At 61.2% G+C, this 15,887-nt stretch carries 13 protein-coding genes, 1 tRNA gene and 1 pseudogene; 9 read left to right on the forward strand and 6 right to left on the reverse strand.

Features of this window, described 5'->3' with window-relative positions:
• Positions 1-5 precede the first annotated feature (5 nt).
• Positions 6-1,223 carry an LL-diaminopimelate aminotransferase gene (locus NKI59_RS11595; protein WP_023678886.1) on the reverse strand — a complete coding sequence of 406 codons (1,218 nt, stop codon included), beginning with the start codon at positions 1,221-1,223 and terminating at the stop codon, positions 6-8.
• Positions 1,224-1,263: 40 nt separating this feature from the next.
• Positions 1,264-1,650 carry a hypothetical protein gene (locus tag NKI59_RS11600; protein WP_023678887.1) on the reverse strand — a complete coding sequence of 129 codons (387 nt, stop codon included), beginning with the start codon at positions 1,648-1,650 and terminating at the stop codon, positions 1,264-1,266.
• A gap of 97 nt (positions 1,651-1,747) precedes the next feature.
• On the opposite strand from NKI59_RS11600, the gene phaC reads away from it, so the two are divergent.
• The 3 genes from phaC (at position 1,748) to NKI59_RS11615 (ending at position 5,278) form a co-directional block, all read left to right on the forward strand.
• The gene (gene phaC, locus NKI59_RS11605) at positions 1,748-3,583 is read left to right on the forward strand and encodes a class I poly(R)-hydroxyalkanoic acid synthase (protein WP_352704312.1); all 1,836 of its coding nucleotides are present in this window, start codon (positions 1,748-1,750) and stop codon (positions 3,581-3,583) included.
• A 270-nt stretch (positions 3,584-3,853) separates the two neighbouring features.
• Positions 3,854-5,029 (forward strand): YcbK family protein, encoded by a 1,176-nt coding sequence (locus tag NKI59_RS11610; protein ID WP_352704314.1) that lies wholly within the window; start codon positions 3,854-3,856, stop codon positions 5,027-5,029.
• Positions 5,030-5,203: 174 nt separating this feature from the next.
• Positions 5,204-5,278, forward strand: a tRNA-Glu gene (locus NKI59_RS11615).
• 125 nt (positions 5,279-5,403) lie between these two features.
• On the opposite strand, the gene NKI59_RS11620 is transcribed toward NKI59_RS11615, so the two are convergent.
• Entirely contained in the window at positions 5,404-5,700 is a 297-nt protein-coding gene (locus NKI59_RS11620; RefSeq protein WP_023678889.1) for a DUF982 domain-containing protein, read from the reverse strand.
• A 295-nt stretch (positions 5,701-5,995) separates the two neighbouring features.
• Here NKI59_RS11620 and map point away from each other — a divergent pair, with 295 nt between their 5' ends.
• Both map and radC read left to right on the forward strand, forming a co-directional pair.
• Positions 5,996-6,823 (forward strand): type I methionyl aminopeptidase, encoded by an 828-nt coding sequence (gene map, locus NKI59_RS11625; RefSeq protein ID WP_352454462.1) that lies wholly within the window; start codon positions 5,996-5,998, stop codon positions 6,821-6,823.
• A 52-nt stretch (positions 6,824-6,875) separates the two neighbouring features.
• Entirely contained in the window at positions 6,876-7,622 is a 747-nt protein-coding gene (gene radC, locus NKI59_RS11630; RefSeq protein ID WP_023678891.1) for a RadC family protein, read from the forward strand.
• 89 nt (positions 7,623-7,711) lie between these two features.
• Here radC and NKI59_RS11635 read toward each other — a convergent pair whose 3' ends face one another.
• The 3 genes from NKI59_RS11635 to NKI59_RS11645 form a co-directional block, all read right to left on the reverse strand.
• Positions 7,712-10,291 carry a bifunctional diguanylate cyclase/phosphodiesterase gene (locus tag NKI59_RS11635; protein ID WP_352704588.1) on the reverse strand — a complete coding sequence of 860 codons (2,580 nt, stop codon included), beginning with the start codon at positions 10,289-10,291 and terminating at the stop codon, positions 7,712-7,714.
• A 350-nt stretch (positions 10,292-10,641) separates the two neighbouring features.
• Entirely contained in the window at positions 10,642-11,508 is an 867-nt protein-coding gene (locus tag NKI59_RS11640; protein ID WP_023678894.1) for a class I SAM-dependent methyltransferase, read from the reverse strand.
• A 237-nt stretch (positions 11,509-11,745) separates the two neighbouring features.
• A complete protein-coding gene (locus tag NKI59_RS11645) occupies positions 11,746-12,840 on the reverse strand; it encodes a glycosyltransferase family 4 protein (protein WP_352451365.1) in 1,095 nt (364 codons plus the stop codon).
• Positions 12,841-13,333: 493 nt separating this feature from the next.
• Between NKI59_RS11645 and NKI59_RS11650 the strand changes: the two genes are divergently transcribed.
• From NKI59_RS11650 to NKI59_RS11665, 4 genes and pseudogenes are all read left to right on the forward strand, one after another.
• Positions 13,334-13,690, forward strand: a complete 357-nt coding sequence (locus NKI59_RS11650) for an SPW repeat protein (protein WP_352451366.1) — start codon at positions 13,334-13,336, stop codon at positions 13,688-13,690.
• 131 nt (positions 13,691-13,821) lie between these two features.
• Complete coding sequence (locus NKI59_RS11655) at positions 13,822-14,271, forward strand: DUF2231 domain-containing protein (RefSeq protein ID WP_352704316.1); 450 nt, start codon at positions 13,822-13,824, stop codon at positions 14,269-14,271.
• Complete coding sequence (locus NKI59_RS11660) at positions 14,271-15,617, forward strand: PQQ-dependent sugar dehydrogenase (RefSeq protein ID WP_352635477.1); 1,347 nt, start codon at positions 14,271-14,273, stop codon at positions 15,615-15,617. The genes NKI59_RS11655 and NKI59_RS11660 overlap by 1 nt, the downstream gene beginning before the upstream one ends.
• 6 nt (positions 15,618-15,623) lie before the next feature.
• A pseudogene (locus NKI59_RS11665) lies at positions 15,624-15,816 on the forward strand (efflux RND transporter permease subunit); the annotation flags it as partial.
• Between the last annotated feature and the right edge of the window lie 71 nt (positions 15,817-15,887).

The raw sequence follows: 15,887 nt of genomic DNA on the forward strand, positions 1-15,887 counted from the left end.
GAAAATCAGCGATGCGCGGCGAGCGGCACGACGTTATTCGGCTGCTTGGCGCTGGATGCGAGGAAGCGCTTGATATTGCGCGCCGCTTGCCGGATCCGGTGCTCGTTTTCGACCAGCGCGATGCGCACGTGATCGTCGCCATGCTCGCCGAAGCCGACGCCCGGCGCCACCGCGACGTCGGCGTGCTCGATCAGGAGCTTGGAGAATTCAAGCGAGCCCAGGTGCTTGAACGGCTCCGGGATCGGCGCCCAGGCGAACATCGAAGCCGCCGGTGCGGGAATGGTCCAGCCGGCGCGGCTGAAAGCGTCGACCATGACATCGCGGCGTTTGCGGTAGACGTCGCGCACTTCGGCGATGTCGGCGCCGTCGCCGTTGAGTGCATGCGCCGCCGCCACCTGGATTGGCGTGAAGGCGCCGTAGTCGAGATAGGATTTCACTCGCGTCAGCGCCGAGATCAGCCGTTCATTGCCGACCGCAAAACCCATGCGCCAGCCCGGCATCGAAAAGGTCTTCGACATCGAGGTGAACTCGACGGCGACGTCTATGGCGCCCGGCACCTGCAGCACCGAAGGCGGCGGATTGCCGTCGAAATAGATCTCCGAATAGGCAAGATCCGACAGGATGATGATGTCGTTCTTCCTGGCGAAGGCCACCACCTCCTTGTAGAAATCGAGCGAAGCGACCAGTGCCGTCGGGTTGGATGGATAATTGAGGATCAGTGCCAGCGGCTTTGGAATCGAATGGCGGATGCCGCGCTCCAACGCCGGGATGAAGCCGTCGTCCGGCTCGACCTGCAGCGAGCGGATGACGCCGCCCGACATGATGAAACCGAACGCATGGATCGGATAGGTCGGGTTGGGGCACAGGATCACATCGCCGGGGGCGGTGATCGCCTGCGCCATATTGGCAAAGCCCTCCTTCGAGCCGAGCGTCGCCACCACCTGGCTGTCCGGGTCGAGCTTCACACCGAAGCGGCGGGCATAGTAGTTGGCCTGGGCACGACGCAGGCCCGGAATGCCGCGCGACGACGAATAGCGGTGCGTGCGCGGATCGCGTACCACCTCGCAGAGTTTGTCGACGATGGCCTTGGGCGTCGGCAGGTCCGGATTGCCCATGCCAAGGTCGATGATGTCGGCGCCGCGCGAACGGGCGCTGGCCTTCAGCCGGTTGACCTGTTCGAAGACATAGGGCGGAAGCCGGCGGACCTTGTGAAATTCTTCCATGGCAGTTCCAGACAGTGAGGTTGCGGTCGCGCGTATAAGCTTATTTGCAACTAGGGTCGAGAGCGGGGTCGCATTTGCCTTCGATCTGCTTCAGCGCCTCGGCGCCGTGTTTTTTTGCCAGCTGGTCCAGCGCTGCCTGGTCCGCAACCTTGACGCCGCCGCCCTTGGCGGCCTGGCTCTGCTCCTCGGCCTTCAGTTGGGCGAGCTTGGCGTTCTTTTCCTCGTCGGTGAATTGCTCGGCCGCCACCTGCGGCCGGATGTTCAGGTTCGGATAGGAACCGGTGTCCTTCGCGCCGACAAGGCCGGTGGCGGGCGCTGCACCTTCTATGTTGCTGCTCGTGCAACCGGCCATCGCCAACAGGACGAGCGCCATGCGGCAAAAACGACCAGTGCCGGAAAAAACGTTCTTGCCAATATTAATCGTCATATTGTTTTCCTGGCGGCCGGGTTAGAGCACATTGGACCCTGTTCGATATCCCATGGTAATATGTCAACAAAACGCTTCGGGAGGAACCCCGCGAACCATGTCCAAAACACCCGATTCGGGCAAAGCGGAAGATGACCAACCTTCGACCGTCGAGCAATATCTGGTGAAGGACCCGGAACGCTTCGCTCTGAACATGGCCCGCATGATCGAGCAGGCCGGCAAGGCCGCCTCGGCATGGGCCGAGCCGCGGGAAAAGGGCGAGGTGCGCGATCAGGTCGCCGAGCCGGTCGTCGACATGGTGAAGACGTTCTCCAAGCTCACCGAGTACTGGCTCTCCGACCCGCAGCGCGCGCTGGAGGCGCAAACGCGGCTGTTTTCCGGCTACATGACCGTCTGGGCCAACGCCGTCCAGCGCATCGGCACCGGCGCCGAGGACGCCGAGGATGCGGTCAAGCCCGAGCGCGGCGACACGCGTTTCCAGGACCCGGAATGGGGCCGCAACGCCTTCTTCGATTTCCTCAAACAGGCGTATCTGGTCACCTCGCGCTGGGCGGCCGAACTGGTCGAGCACGCCGACGGCCTGGACGAGCACACCCGCCACAAGGCCGGCTTTTATGTCAAGCAGGTGTCCAATGCCATCTCGCCGTCGAATTTCATCCTGACCAATCCGGAATTGTTTCGCGAGACTGTCGCCTCCAACGGCGAAAACCTGGTGCGCGGCATGAAGATGCTGGCCGAGGACATTGCCGCCGGCAAGGGCGACCTGAAGCTGCGGCAGGCCGATTATTCACCCTTCGAGATCGGCAAGAATCTCGCCACCACGCCCGGCAAGGTGGTCGGCCGCAGCGACGTCGCCGAAATCCTGCAATACGAGCCGGCGACCGAGACCGTGCTCAAGCGGCCGCTGCTGATCTGCCCGCCATGGATCAACAAATACTACATCCTCGACCTCAACCCGCAAAAATCCTTCATTCGCTGGGCGGTCGAGCAAGGCCACACCGTCTTCGTCATCTCCTGGATCAACCCGGATGAGCGGCACGGCGCCAAGAGCTGGGAGGCCTATATCAGGGAGGGCCTGCAATACGGCCTCGACACGATCGAGAAGGCCACCGGCGAAAGGCAAGTCAACGCCATCGGCTATTGCGTCGGCGGCACGCTGTTGGCGGCAGCGCTGGCCTTGATGGCGCAGGAAGGCGACCACCGCATCAAATCGGCGACCTTCTTCACCACCCAGGTCGATTTCACCTATGCCGGCGATCTAAAAGTGTTCGTCGACGAGGAACAGGTCGCGGCCGTCGAAAAGGCGATGAACGAAAAAGGCTATCTCGACGGCACCAAGATGGCGACTGCATTCAACATGCTGCGCTCGGGCGACCTGATCTGGCCCTATGTCGTCAACAACTACATGCGTGGCAAGGATCCCCTGCCCTTCGACCTGCTCTACTGGAATGCCGATTCGACCCGCATGGGCGCTGCCAACCATTCTTTCTATTTGCGCAATTGCTATCTCGAGAACAGGCTTTCGCAAGGCATGATGGAACTGGCGGGCCGCACGGTTTCGCTGAAGGACGTTACCATGCCGGTCTACAACCTCGCCTCTAAGGAGGACCATATCGCGCCGGCGCTGTCGGTATTCCTCGGCTCGAAATATTTCGGCGGCGAGGTCGATTACGTCATGGCCGGCTCCGGCCACATCGCCGGGGTCGTCAATCCGCCGGCGGCGCAGAAATATCACTACTGGACCGGCGGCAGGCCGGCCGGCGACTTCGACCAGTGGCTCGCCGGGGCCACCGACCATCCCGGTTCCTGGTGGCCGCACTGGCAACGCTGGATCGAAGCCAAGGACAATACCCGCGTACCGTCCCGCAAACCGGGCGAGCATATGCAAGTTCTAGGCGAAGCCCCCGGCACCTATGTCAAGGTGCGCGTGTAACCATCTGTAATGTGTGGTGAGTTGACGCGCCGCCAAAAGCGGGCGAAATGGTGCCGTCAACCCTGAGCAGCCTTGATTCATCCTCTAGCCGCCAAATTACTTTGAGGCTTGCAGATTTGACACAGGTCTCGTTTCCGGTTCGGGGAACAAGGGTCATTTCGACGAGACGTTTCGACGCCGCGCCAATGACGAACCGGTCGGATATCGAGGGGGAATTTTGTTTTGAGATCAGCAGGATCGCGCCTCGCGAAGGGAGAAAGCCGCGCCATTGTGGCGGCGCTTTTCTCGGTGCTCCTGGCGTCCTGCACCTCGGCCGGCGACCCGACCATGTCGGTCGGCATGCCAGGCTATAATACCTCGGCTACCGAAATCAGCACGGCCGCCGGTGCGCCCCAGGCCAGCACGGCCGCATCATCGTCGCAGATGACGACCGCACAAATGACGATGAATGCCGACGGTGACGCCAACCTTCCCGAGCAGGTGGCCTATGTGCCAGTGGCCAAGCCAGGGGCCAGGCCCGATGCCGGCTTCCCGATCGCCGTTCCCACGGCAGCCGGGACGATCGCGGGACACACGCCGCAGCCGCTGCAACCAAACGCCCAGACGGCCGATCAGGCCGTGGCGCAGAACAGTGCTGATGCATCGAAGCCCGACGCCAAGGCCGCAGCGCCGGCGATGAACAACCCGGTTTATGTGACCGCCGGCGAGATGCCGCAGCCACAGGCCTACGCACCGAAGAAAAACTTCCTGGCCTCGCTGTTCAGCGCCACGCCTGCTTCAGCGGCACCTTCTTCGCCGGCCAACAGCAGATCGGGCGGGCAGCCAACGGTCATGCAGGCCAAGGCGACGCCTGCGGCAAAACCCACCATCACCCTGGCTTCGGCCGATCCGGCTGAAAAGCCGGTGCAGCTGGTGTCGACGGGCGATACCAGCCACTTCACGGCCGATGCGCTGCCCGGCGTGCGCCAGACGGCGCTGTTCGAGATCAAGCGCAAATCCGGCCTCGACGATGAGAGTGACGTCGATCTCAACGAAGACGAAGGTTCGGGTGGCGCCTACCAGGTCGCCTCCGCCGCCGGCCTTGCCCGGCTGGCGCCCAACGGCCTCCTGAAACAGAACGAAAGCGTCGATGTCGCCTGCTTGAAGCCGTCGCTGGTTCGCGTGCTGAAGACGATCGAAGGCCACTACGGCCGCAAGATGACGGTCACCTCCGGCTATCGCGATCCGGCCCGCAACCGCCGCGCCAACGGCGCAAAGAATTCGCTGCACATGTACTGCGCCGCCGCCGATATCCAGGTTCCTGGCGTCTCGAAATGGGAACTGGCGAGCTACATCCGCACCATGCCGGGCCGCGGTGGCGTCGGCACCTACTGCCACACCGAATCCGTTCACGTCGATGTCGGCCCCGAGCGCGACTGGAACTGGCGCTGCCGCAGGCGCGGCTAGGGCGAGGATCTTCCGTCACCGCAAAGGCCCTTCGGCGGCGTTGCATCATGCCGCAAAAACCAGCTTGGCTGTCGGAAAGACGCGGTTTGGAGCCAAAGGAAAAAAGTTGTCGCAGCCGGCGGCAGACGGGTTGCCGGTTTGTCGCGACGCAACTATAAGCGCTCACATCTGAGCGCGCCCATCGTCTAGCGGTCAGGACACCGCCCTTTCACGGCGGTAACAGGGGTTCGATTCCCCTTGGGCGTACCAGCATTTCAACTTGGCATTATGTCTATCGCCAGCGTGATGCTGCGCAAGCTTTGCTGGACCCGCCACTCTGATAGGGATGTCGGCAAGAAGAGGCGAAGACGACTGAGGACTACGTCGAAGGCTGTCTACGCCCGTAGTCCCCTCGCCTCGCCGCCGCGCTTGCGCGGCACCATCATGTCCCTGGCCAGGAGGCCGCTCACCCGGCAAAAGGCCATGAAGGCCCGCCATGCGTCTTCGGTCTCGACGATGTCCACCGTGGCGCCAAAACAGGCATTGAACGCGGCCTGGTAGGTTGGTCCCTTCCGGCGAACCGGCCACGTTTGCAGGAAATCGAGCGCCTGCTCGACACTGTAGATTTCCTCGACCGGCTGGCCGGGCACAGGCGCGATCCGCACCGGCACCTCGAATTGCAGTCTGTCCATTTGATCTCTCCCGAACCGACCCCGCAGCAGCGGCGTTCGTCGCAAAAAGTTGCCGTGGCGGCTAACGCTTGGGCCGACTTCTCGCCTAGAAATGTGTCGTCACTGCGGTAGCCAGATGAACCCGGCGGAAGCATGAGCCGCTGCAGGCAAGGAGAATGCTCCCAGGCATGAATATCGCCGGTCTTCGGCCGTCGCCGGCAGTTCGTCCTTGAACCTTGCGCTTTCCGGTGCCAAATCTGGGGGGATTTCTCTCGCGGGCTCATCCAGGCCTCGCATCCCTGCAAGACGGACAAAAATGGTCACCTATCTCGACGCCGCCACGGCACCGCTCAGAAACACCGGCCAGATCCGTCTTTACGACGAGGAAGGTTTTGTCGGCATGCGCAAGGCTTGCGATCTCACCGCGCGCTGCCTCGACGAACTGGTACCGATTGTGGCGCCCGGCGTCACCACCGAAGCGATTGATCGCTTCGTCTTCGAGTTCGGGATGGATCATGGCGCGCTTCCGGCGACGCTCAACTACCGTGGCTACACGAAATCATCCTGCACCTCGATCAACCACGTCGTCTGTCACGGCATACCCGACAGCAAGCCGTTGAAGGATGGCGACATCGTCAATATCGACGTCACCTATATCCTCGACGGCTGGCATGGCGACTCCTCGCGCATGTATCCGGTGGGCACGATCAAGCGTGCCGCGGAGCGGCTGCTCGAAGTCACGTATGAGTGCCTGATGCGCGGCATCGCGGCAATCAAGCCGGGCGCCCGAACCGGCGCCATCGGCGCCGCCATCCAGACCTATGCCGAAGCCGAGCGTTGCTCGGTGGTGCGCGATTTCTGCGGCCACGGGGTTGGCCGGCTGTTTCACGACGCGCCGAATATCCTGCATTACGGCAGCGCCAGCGAAGGCGTCGAGATGCGGCCGGGCATGATCTTCACCGTCGAGCCGATGATCAATCTCGGCCGGCCGCATGTGAAAGTGCTGTCGGACGGCTGGACCGCGGTGACGCGCGACCGTTCGCTGTCGGCGCAGTACGAGCACACGATCGGCGTCACCGAGACCGGCTGCGAGATCTTCACGCTGTCGCCAAAAAACCTCGACCGCCCCGGCCTGCGGGCCTAGTGTCTGGCAGATCGGGCGTTACCTTGCCCGGCAAATGCTGGGTGGGGCAGCCATGAACGGTGACGACGACGAGCGGGCCTTCTTTCCCGAAAGGCCAGTGCGATCGCCCGCGAAGGCGGTGGCCGCCGACAAGCCGCATTATCTCGGCCATCGCGACCGCCTGCGCGAGCGCTTCGCCGCCGGTACCAACACCCTCCCCGACTACGAACTGCTCGAGCTTTTGTTGTTTCGGCTGATCCCGCGCGCCGACACCAAGCCTGTCGCCAAGGCATTGCTGGCACGCTTCGGTACATTGGCCGAGGTCCTCGGTGCGCCCGTCGAGCGCCTGCAGGAGGTGAAGGGCATCGGCCCGGCGGTGGCGCTCGACCTCAAGGTGGTTGCGGCAACGGCGCAGCGCATGGCGCGCGGCGAGATCGCCGGCCGCGAGCTGTTGTCGACCTGGACGCAGGTTCTCGAATACTGCCGGTCGGTGATGGCTTTCGAGGAGCGCGAGCAATTCCGCATCCTGTTCCTCGACAAGAAAAACGCGCTGATCGCCGACGAAGTCCAGCAGGTCGGCACCGTCGACCACACACCGGTCTATCCGCGCGAGGTGGTCAGGCGCGCCTTGGAGCTCTCCGCCACGGCGATCATTCTGGCGCATAACCATCCGTCGGGAGACCCGACGCCGTCGCGCGCCGACATCGAGATGACCAAGCTGATCATAGAGACGGCCAAACCGCTTGGCATTGCCGTTCACGACCACATCATCATCGGCAGGAAAGGCCACTCCAGCATGAAGGGCCTGCTGCTGATCTGAGGTTTGGCGTTGTTTTCTGCTTTGTCCGCTGTGCGCCTATGGACCGCAACGTCAAGGCGGTCGGCTCGATAAAACTCTGGCGCCGAGGCTCAGCTGGCCGTGCGCAGGCGCCGCGATCGGACAAAGGTCTTAAGTCCCTCGGAGTCGAACGCGTGGCCGAAGGCATAACCCTGCAATATGTCGCAGCCCAGGCCCTTGAGTAGCCGTGCATGCTGCATCGTCTCAACGCCTTCCGCCACGACCTCGATACCCAGCGACTTGCCGATTTCAATGATCGACGAGACAACCTGCCTTCTCTGCGGAGATTTGACGATTGGGGTGACCAGCTGCCGATCAATCTTCAGCCGGCGCGGCTGCAACTTCAGCAAACTGACCATCGAAGCGTAGCCGGTACCAAAATCGTCTATTTCGACGTCAATCCCCAGCTCTTTTATCTGCTCGATATTCCAGGTGACAAGGTCGTCGTTCTCGTCCAGGAAAATCGACTCAACAAGCTCGAACGAAACTGTTCCTTTCTTGATATTTTGTTCTCGCAGGCTCTTGATGAGCTCCTCGTCTTGAAGGCGCCTGGCCGAGACATTGACCGACACCCGCGGAATGTGAAGTTTTGCAGCGGACCACTCTTCGAAATCCGAAAGCGATTGTTTCAATATGGCTTGGTCGATGATCGAGACGACGTTCAGTTCTTCTGCAATCCTCAGGAAGATGTCGGGCGCCAAAATACCCTTTATTGGATGTTTCCACCTCGCCAGCGCCTCAACCCCAACGATTTCGAGCGTCTTTGCGTCAAATTGGGGCTGGTAGAAGGGGATGAACTCGTTGCGCTCGAGGCCGCCGAGAATTTCGTCGGCAATCCGCTTAGTATCGACGATTTCGCTTTGCATCGCGTCGGTGAAGAATTCGTATCGATTGCGGCCCCGCCCCTTTGCTCGGTAAAGCGCGATATCGGCGTTCACCAGCAGGTGTTTGGCTTCGACATCTTTTGCGTTATCGACAGCGATTCCCACGCTGACACCAAAACGGCATCGATGACCCTGATAGTAGACGGGTTCGCGCATCTGGCTGATGATGCGGTCGGCGAGCAGCGCCAGTTGCTTGGTATCGTCGCGCACCACGCACAGAACGATGAATTCGTCTCCCCCGATACGGGCGACGAATCCCTCGTCGCCGACCTTCGACCTGAGCACGGTTGACGCGTGAACCAACATCGCGTCACCGGCGGCGTGGCCCAGCGTATCGTTGATGTGCTTGAACCGATCCAGATCTATGTGAAGCAGTGCCGCGTGCCCGCCTGAGCGCCTGGCGTTTGCCGCGTAATGTTCCAGTACCTGGTCGAGGTAACGCCGGTTGGGCAAGCCGGTCAGCGAATCATGAAGCGCGATGTGCTCTATGCGCGCTTTGGCCGACTCGAGTTCTGCATTTTTCGACTCGGACAGCTGTTTTGCACGAACCAGATCCTTGTTCAGCAGGACGTCCGCAGTCACGTCCCATTCCGCGCCGATCATTTTTGGGGTGTCGTTTGCGACCCGGTAAAGGATCGCCTTGGACCGGACATGACGGATCTCGCCATCCTGACGCACAATTCGGTACTCCGACAAATATGGTCGTCCGCTGGCCACCGCCCTGTCGAAGTCCGCGTTGGCGCCAGCCAAATCATCTGGGTGGATTGCTCCCGCCCAGTCTGGGTAGCCCCGGTGCTCGCCGGCTGGTTTGCCATATATTTCGTTGACGCGATCATCCCACGTAAGCTCGTTGGTCGCGAGATCGTGTTCCCAAACCCCAATAGCCGAAGCTTCCAGAGCGAGTTCCAAGCGTCGTGACAATCGACGCAATTCCGCATAATTGCGCTGTCTTTCGCCAATCAGGCGGCCTGTGACCAGGAAAGGGAACACAACCAAGGCTCCGGCCGTCGCCATGATCGCGCGCAACAACCATGCGTTGCTTGGCGTCGAAGGCCAGCCGTTTTTGGGAATGGCCGCGAGCTGCCACGAGCCGGAAGGAAGCAAAACGTCAGCCGTCACCGGATCGCTTTTGCTGATCTCCTCATTGCCGTAGAATTGACCACCTCGGTGACCGAGGGCGTCCCTGCCGATCAGCGCTACGTCGATCCCGAGATCGTCGTCAAGCAGGCCGCTCGCTTTGTAAAGGCGCTGCACGTCGACAACGGCGGAAATGATACCCCAGAACCTTTCCGTATTGCCAGCGCTCGGCACGAAGACCGGAAAGCGGCCGATGAAGCCTTGTCCTCCCTGTTTCAGGTCGACGGGACCGGCAAGCACCAGCTTGCGTTCGTCTCGCGCCCTTAGCGCAGCCGCACGCTGCCGCTCGTTCTTGCGGTAGTCCAGACCCATCGCCTGCTCGTTACCCTCCATCGGATACATCAGGGAAACGACCAGATCGGGCGCGCCGGCAATATCGTTCAATTGCGAGTCGGCGCCAAATAGATTGCTCGCGAGCGAGGCGAAGCGTTGCTGTCCCATATAGGGCTCGGTCACGACCGCGGCGACCAGTCCACGCACGAGCTGGAGGTTTCCATTGATATTGCCTTCGAGCTTGGCGCGGATGAGATTGACCTTGGTCAGCACGTCCGCACGGACGGCCTGGTCCGAGACGATTTTGTTCTGGTGCTCCGCGAACGCTGCGCTGACAAGGATGACGACAAACGCGATCGCCGCCGGAATATTTGCCGACGAAAAGACGGCCTCCTTGATGCCGTTGAACCTAGCGCGGAAAAAAGCCAATAGGCGATTCCTCAAGTGCCATTTTCAGGTTCTCGGGGTCGACCCGATGAGGAACATTAGCTTTCAATGTTTAATTTGACCTTCATACTCCTGAGAAATTTCATTTTCCGACGGCTGACGCCGGCTGCGATACCGACAGCGATGCTGAAGGCGGGCTGCACGATGCGGACCAATATGAAACGCCAGCTAGATCAGCCTTGCTCGGAAGATCGAGGCGCACGAGCGCCATTGCACATTTCGACGCTCCGACCCGAGTACTCTGGAGCGTTGACCTTGGACTAGTGCCCCTCAATCGCCTTGGGAGACACAAGGTATGGTATCTTGCCGACGCTGCGCTTCGTCGCGCCAATGGAATAGGCCATCGGTATCTTGGGAGAGTTCTCGGGTAGGCCGTACATATCCTTGCCGGCGCGCACGGCAAATGAAAAGTGCTGCCACGAAACCGTATCATGCTCATTGAGAAAATCGAGCGTCAGACCAGCTGAAATCAGCGCATTCACCACGTCACTGATCGGGTGGATCCATTCATAATAGCGAGGATGCTTCAAGATGCGATCATCGCCGGTGTAGGTCAGTTCCTCGTTCCAGGCGAGCGGCCGAGCTATCGGCGTTCGCCAGTCGTGCTTCAATTCCAGGGCCGCGGCCTTTCGATCGCACTGAAACATCAATGGATGGCCCTCGGCCATGTAGAGGCGGCCGCCGGGTCGCAGAAGATCGGCAACCACCCGCGCCCAACGGAACACGTCGTCCAGCCAGTTTACCGAGCCCCAAGTAACGTAAGCGATGTCAAAGGTCCGGCCGAGCGCTTCCACCGCCTCGAACAGTGGCGCTTCCACGAAGCGCACGTCGGTGCCTGCCTTCGCAGCAAAATCCCGCGCCGCCACGATCGCCGTCGGTGAAAAGTCGAGCCCGGTCACGCTGCCTGCGCCGAGATTCTTCAGGCTGATCGTGTCAAGACCGATGTGACACTGCAGGTGGACGATATCCTTGCCGGCGATATCGCCGAGCTCGCGTGTTTCCAGCTCATAGAGATTGGATCCGCCGGCCAGCACATTCTCGATGTGGTAGCTGCCCGTTGTGTCGGTCGAGTGCAGTTCGGCCCGATCATCCCAATTAAGGCGGTTCGCGCCCAGAAAGCGTTCCAAATTCCCCCCACCCCTGACTGACGCATGGTAAACAAGTCGTTAAAGCACCTTTGCAGCGAAAGTAGCGCGCGTCAATCCGGACCGGGCGGCAGTGCGCCGCCGCTCGCGAAAGCATCAGCCCCGGGAAGGCTTGCTGCTGATCAAAGGCTTCTGGCGCGATCGCCGCGCCCGGCGACAGGACCCCGCAGGCGCTCCCGGACTCCGCCGTCGTGGTCTGTATGTGGATTAGTCGGTTCCTCAGCCCGGCACAGCCACCATCGCGATATTTCTGGAGAGCTCGTTTGTGGGGGCAACTGCGTCTGCCGTGCCGCTCGTGAGTGCTCGGTAGAGTGCCACATAATCGCTGCACATGCGCTCGACCGTGAACCGCTTCTCGAACGTCTGCCGCACTCGTGCGCGATCGAGGCTGTCTATGCGCCGGAGCGCGCCCACGGCTTCCTCCACCGTATCCACGATCCATCCGGACACACCGTCATCGATGATCTCCGGGACGGCGCCACGCCGGAACGCAACCACCGGCGTACCGCAGGCCATTGCTTCGATCGTTACGAGCCCGAAGGGTTCCGGCCAGTCGATCGGAAACAAAAGCGCTATCGCATTGCCCAGAAAATCCGCCTTTTGCCGCTCATCGATCTCGCCAATGAACTCCACGTTCGAATGCCGCAGCACTTGCGGCTCGACCCTTTCCTTCCAGAACGACTGGTCCACCTTGTCGATCTTGGCGGCGATCTTCAGGGGAAACCCGGCCCGCGCTGCTATTTCTATGGCCGCTTCCGGCCCCTTTTCCGGCGAGATGCGACCGAGAAACGCAAGATAGCCAGAGGTGTTCGGGTGGAATGGCAGAAGATCGCGGGGCAGGCCGTGATGCACGGTTCCAACCCAATTGACGGGCGGCATGGGCCGGCGCTGGTCGAAGGAGATCGAGACCAGGGGAACGTCATCGAACATCGCATAAAGCTGCGCCAGATCGGGCAGGTCGAGCCTGCCGTGAAGCGTGGTAACCGTTCGTCTGGCAAAATCCCGAATTATGGGGAAGTGCAGGACATCGACGTGGAAATGTAAAACGTCGAATTCATCGGCTCGCCGGCGCACCCGTTCAAGCATCATAACATGGTGCGGACCACCGTCCTGGACCCTGGGGTTCAGGCGCAGCGCGACGTCGCAACACCGCACCAGCTCGGCTGAGGTACGAGAATCGGCGCTGGCGAACAGCGTCACCTCGTGGCCCTGTCGGACAAGTTCTTCGGTCAGATACGAAACAATTCGCTCCGTTCCACCGTAGGTTCGGGGCGGCACGGATTCGGTTAGCGGTGCGATCTGGGCTATTTTCATTTAGAAATCTTTTCGGCGGCGACCGCCGTCTTTCAAACAAGCTTCGGCGGCAACCAAGACAAGCGAGAGCTTCCAGTTGCGAAGTATTCTATGCAGAGCGTATTTATAGTTGTGCCGTCCGTGCTCCTCCCGTGCAATCAGGTTGCCCTTATTCAACTCCTCTGCATCCAAGAACTGCGATCCATGAGAAATGTTTCACCGGCTCGATAAAAAGACAGAATGAGCTACGCGCCGCCGCCCCGCCGCCCCCTGACAGGCAGCTTTGGATCGCTCGATCACCACCAAGTGATCCAGGCGTGCCGGTGCCGAATGGAACATAAAGCCCGGAATTCAGTTAGATAGCCGGATTTGGCTGGAGTACCGCCAGATGCGGAATTCCAGCCGGGCAGGGCACTACCGTGACACGGAGTGAGCGGCTTCGGGCGCATCTCGCCGAACTCAGGCACCACCTTGCCGAACTCGGGAGCCATAAACGCTCCCTATGGAGGATGCCATGAACCAGTGGACAAACGCCAGGCTCTGTGACGTAGCCAACCTGATCCTTGGGGCAATTCTGTTCTTCTCCCCCTGGATCTTCACCTTTGCGGCAGGCCCGCAGACGCAGAACGCCCTCGGCAGCGGAATCTTGATTGTCGTGCTTTCGGTTGCCGCCCTCGCAGCATTTGCCGTGTGGGAAGAGTGGGTGAACCTGGTCGTCGGACTGTGGGTTCTCGCATCGCCCTGGGTGCTTGGATTCCAGGCGACCACGGCGATGACCGTGCATGTCGTGATCGGCATTCTGGTCGCCGTGCTGGCGGCGATCGAGCTCTGGATGATGTATCAGAACCCGCCGACCCAGTCCGCCGCCTAACAGGCGCAGCCAGCCAGCGCCCTTTTTTGGGCCTGACGGATCTATCGGTCGTCTGCCGGTCTCTCGGCAACAGCCGCCGGAGGCCGGGCAGGCGGCGTTTGTTTGGACGAGAATAGGAAGGATGGCGCATTATGGTCGGTCACAATCCGCGTTCGACGGCCAGGATTGCGGGACATCCTATTCATCCGATGCTCGTGCCATTTCCGATCGCCTGCTTCGTCGGCACCCTGCTGACGGATCTAGCCTATTGGCGAACAGCGGAGATGATGTGGGCTGACTTCTCCGCTTGGCTGGTTACCGTCGGCGTGATCATGGGCTGCCTAGCAGCGATCGCGGGGCTGATCGATTTCCTGGCCAATCCGCTGATAAGGGCACAGCCCCCCGCCTGGCCGCACGTGCTCGGCAATCTTCTGGCGCTGGCGTTATCCATCATCAACATGCTCGTGCACACCCGCGATGCATGGACCTCCATCGTGCCTACCGGCTTGATCCTCTCGGCGGTTGTCGTGCTCATCCTCATCTTCACTGGTTGGCTGGGCTGGTCCATGGTGTACCGGCATCACGTCGGAGTGGCGGATTGATGCGCATAGCAAGCTCCATCGGTCAGACCAGGCGCATCGCGGTGTCCGTCCTCATTTGCACTGCGGCGATCACTCTTGCAGCGTGCAGCGGCAACGACCCGGATCCCAGCAGTCAGATAGGGCCGAATCCAAACCTGCCGGAGCCGATCCAATATTTCTTCCCGCCCATGCATCTCGCTTCCGTGGTCGGATGGAAGAACGACGAAAAGCCGACCGTCGCGCAGGGGCTGCAGATCCAGGCTTATGCCCACGGCTTGCAGCATCCGCGGTCGCTTTACGTGCTGCCCAATGGCGACGTCCTGGTGGTCGAGTCCAAGGCGCCGGGTGGCGAACCGATCAAACGGCCCAAGGATTTGGTGATGGGCTGGATCGAATCCTGGGTCACCTCGGGCGGCGACAGCGGCCCAAGCAACCGCATTACGCTGCTGCGCGACACCGATGGCGATGGCAAGCCGGAGCTGACCAGCGTATTCCTCGACCACCTGAGCTCCCCCTTTGGCGTGGCGCTGGTGGGAAGCGATCTCTACGTCGCCAATACCGACTCCATCGTCCGCTATCCCTACAACACCGGTGACACAAAGATCACCGTGCCCGGAACGCCGCTAACCGCCCTGCCCGGCGGCCCGATCGACCACCATTGGACGAAGAGTCTGGTGGCAAGCCCCGACGGCTCGCTGCTCTATGTCGGCATCGGCTCGAACAGCAACGTCGCCGAAAACGGCATCGAGGCAGAGAAGAACCGCGCCGCCATCTGGCAGGTAGACAGGGCCACCGGCCGGTCGCGCATTTTCGCCAGCGGTTTGCGCAATCCAAACGGCCTGAGCTGGGAGCCGCAGACCGGGGCGCTCTGGGCAGTGATCAATGAGCGCGACGAGCTCGGCCCCAATCTCGTGCCGGATTATCTGACCTCGGTAAAGGATGGCGGCTTCTACGGATGGCCATACAGCTATTACGGCCAGCATCTCGATCCCCGCGTCATGCCCCAACGTCCGGACCTGGTCGCAAAAGCGATCGTTCCGGATTATGCACTGAGTTCCCACGTCGCCCCTCTGGGACTGGCCTTCTATACGGCAACCAGCCTTCCCGAGGCATATCGCGGCGGCGCCTTCGTTGGCGAGCATGGCAGCTGGAACCGCACGCGCTTCAATGGCTACAAGGTAGTGTTCGTACCATTCAGCGGCGGCCGTCCGAGCGGCGTCGCTACCGACGTGGTGACTGACTTCCTGGACAAGGACAACAAGGCGCGCGGCCGGCCTGTCGGCCTAGCTGTAGACAAAACCGGGGCCCTGCTCATCGCCGACGACGTCGGCAACACAGTTTGGCGGGTGACATCTGCCGGCCAATAAAGTGGCTCCACTCCCTTCGTCGAGCGTCGAGCAGGTGAACGGACACTGGTCGAAGCAATCGTGCTGACGTTCTTCGTCATGCTGCTGTTCCTGCAGAACCTGCGCGCGACGATCCCCGACGATCGCCGTTCCGGTGACTCTGCCGAGCACATTCGGCGTGCCCGCCCTTGCCGGTTACTCGACGCTGACGATGTTTGCCACGCGCTGCCGCCGAACCGAAGGACCGCCAGCGCCGAAATGGTATTTTTGCCCTTCCCACAGCCGGCTCTA

The sequence above is a fragment of the Mesorhizobium sp. M0598 genome (genome assembly GCF_040320865.1).
Lineage (GTDB): Bacteria > Pseudomonadota > Alphaproteobacteria > Rhizobiales > Rhizobiaceae > Mesorhizobium.

Bases quoted from the DNA above. Each gene is read 5' to 3' on its own strand.
- NKI59_RS11595 (WP_023678886.1), bottom strand. From the start codon at position 1,223: ATGGAAGAATTTCACAAGGTCCGCCGGCTTCCGCCCTATGTCTTCGAA.
- NKI59_RS11600 (WP_023678887.1), bottom strand. From the start codon at position 1,650: ATGACGATTAATATTGGCAAGAACGTTTTTTCCGGCACTGGTCGTTTT.
- phaC (WP_352704312.1), top strand. From the start codon at position 1,748: ATGTCCAAAACACCCGATTCGGGCAAAGCGGAAGATGACCAACCTTCG.
- NKI59_RS11620 (WP_023678889.1), bottom strand. From the start codon at position 5,700: ATGGACAGACTGCAATTCGAGGTGCCGGTGCGGATCGCGCCTGTGCCC.
- map (WP_352454462.1), top strand. From the start codon at position 5,996: ATGGTCACCTATCTCGACGCCGCCACGGCACCGCTCAGAAACACCGGC.
- radC (WP_023678891.1), top strand. From the start codon at position 6,876: ATGAACGGTGACGACGACGAGCGGGCCTTCTTTCCCGAAAGGCCAGTG.
- NKI59_RS11645 (WP_352451365.1), bottom strand. From the start codon at position 12,840: ATGAAAATAGCCCAGATCGCACCGCTAACCGAATCCGTGCCGCCCCGA.
- NKI59_RS11650 (WP_352451366.1), top strand. From the start codon at position 13,334: ATGAACCAGTGGACAAACGCCAGGCTCTGTGACGTAGCCAACCTGATC.
- NKI59_RS11655 (WP_352704316.1), top strand. From the start codon at position 13,822: ATGGTCGGTCACAATCCGCGTTCGACGGCCAGGATTGCGGGACATCCT.
- NKI59_RS11660 (WP_352635477.1), top strand. From the start codon at position 14,271: ATGCGCATAGCAAGCTCCATCGGTCAGACCAGGCGCATCGCGGTGTCC.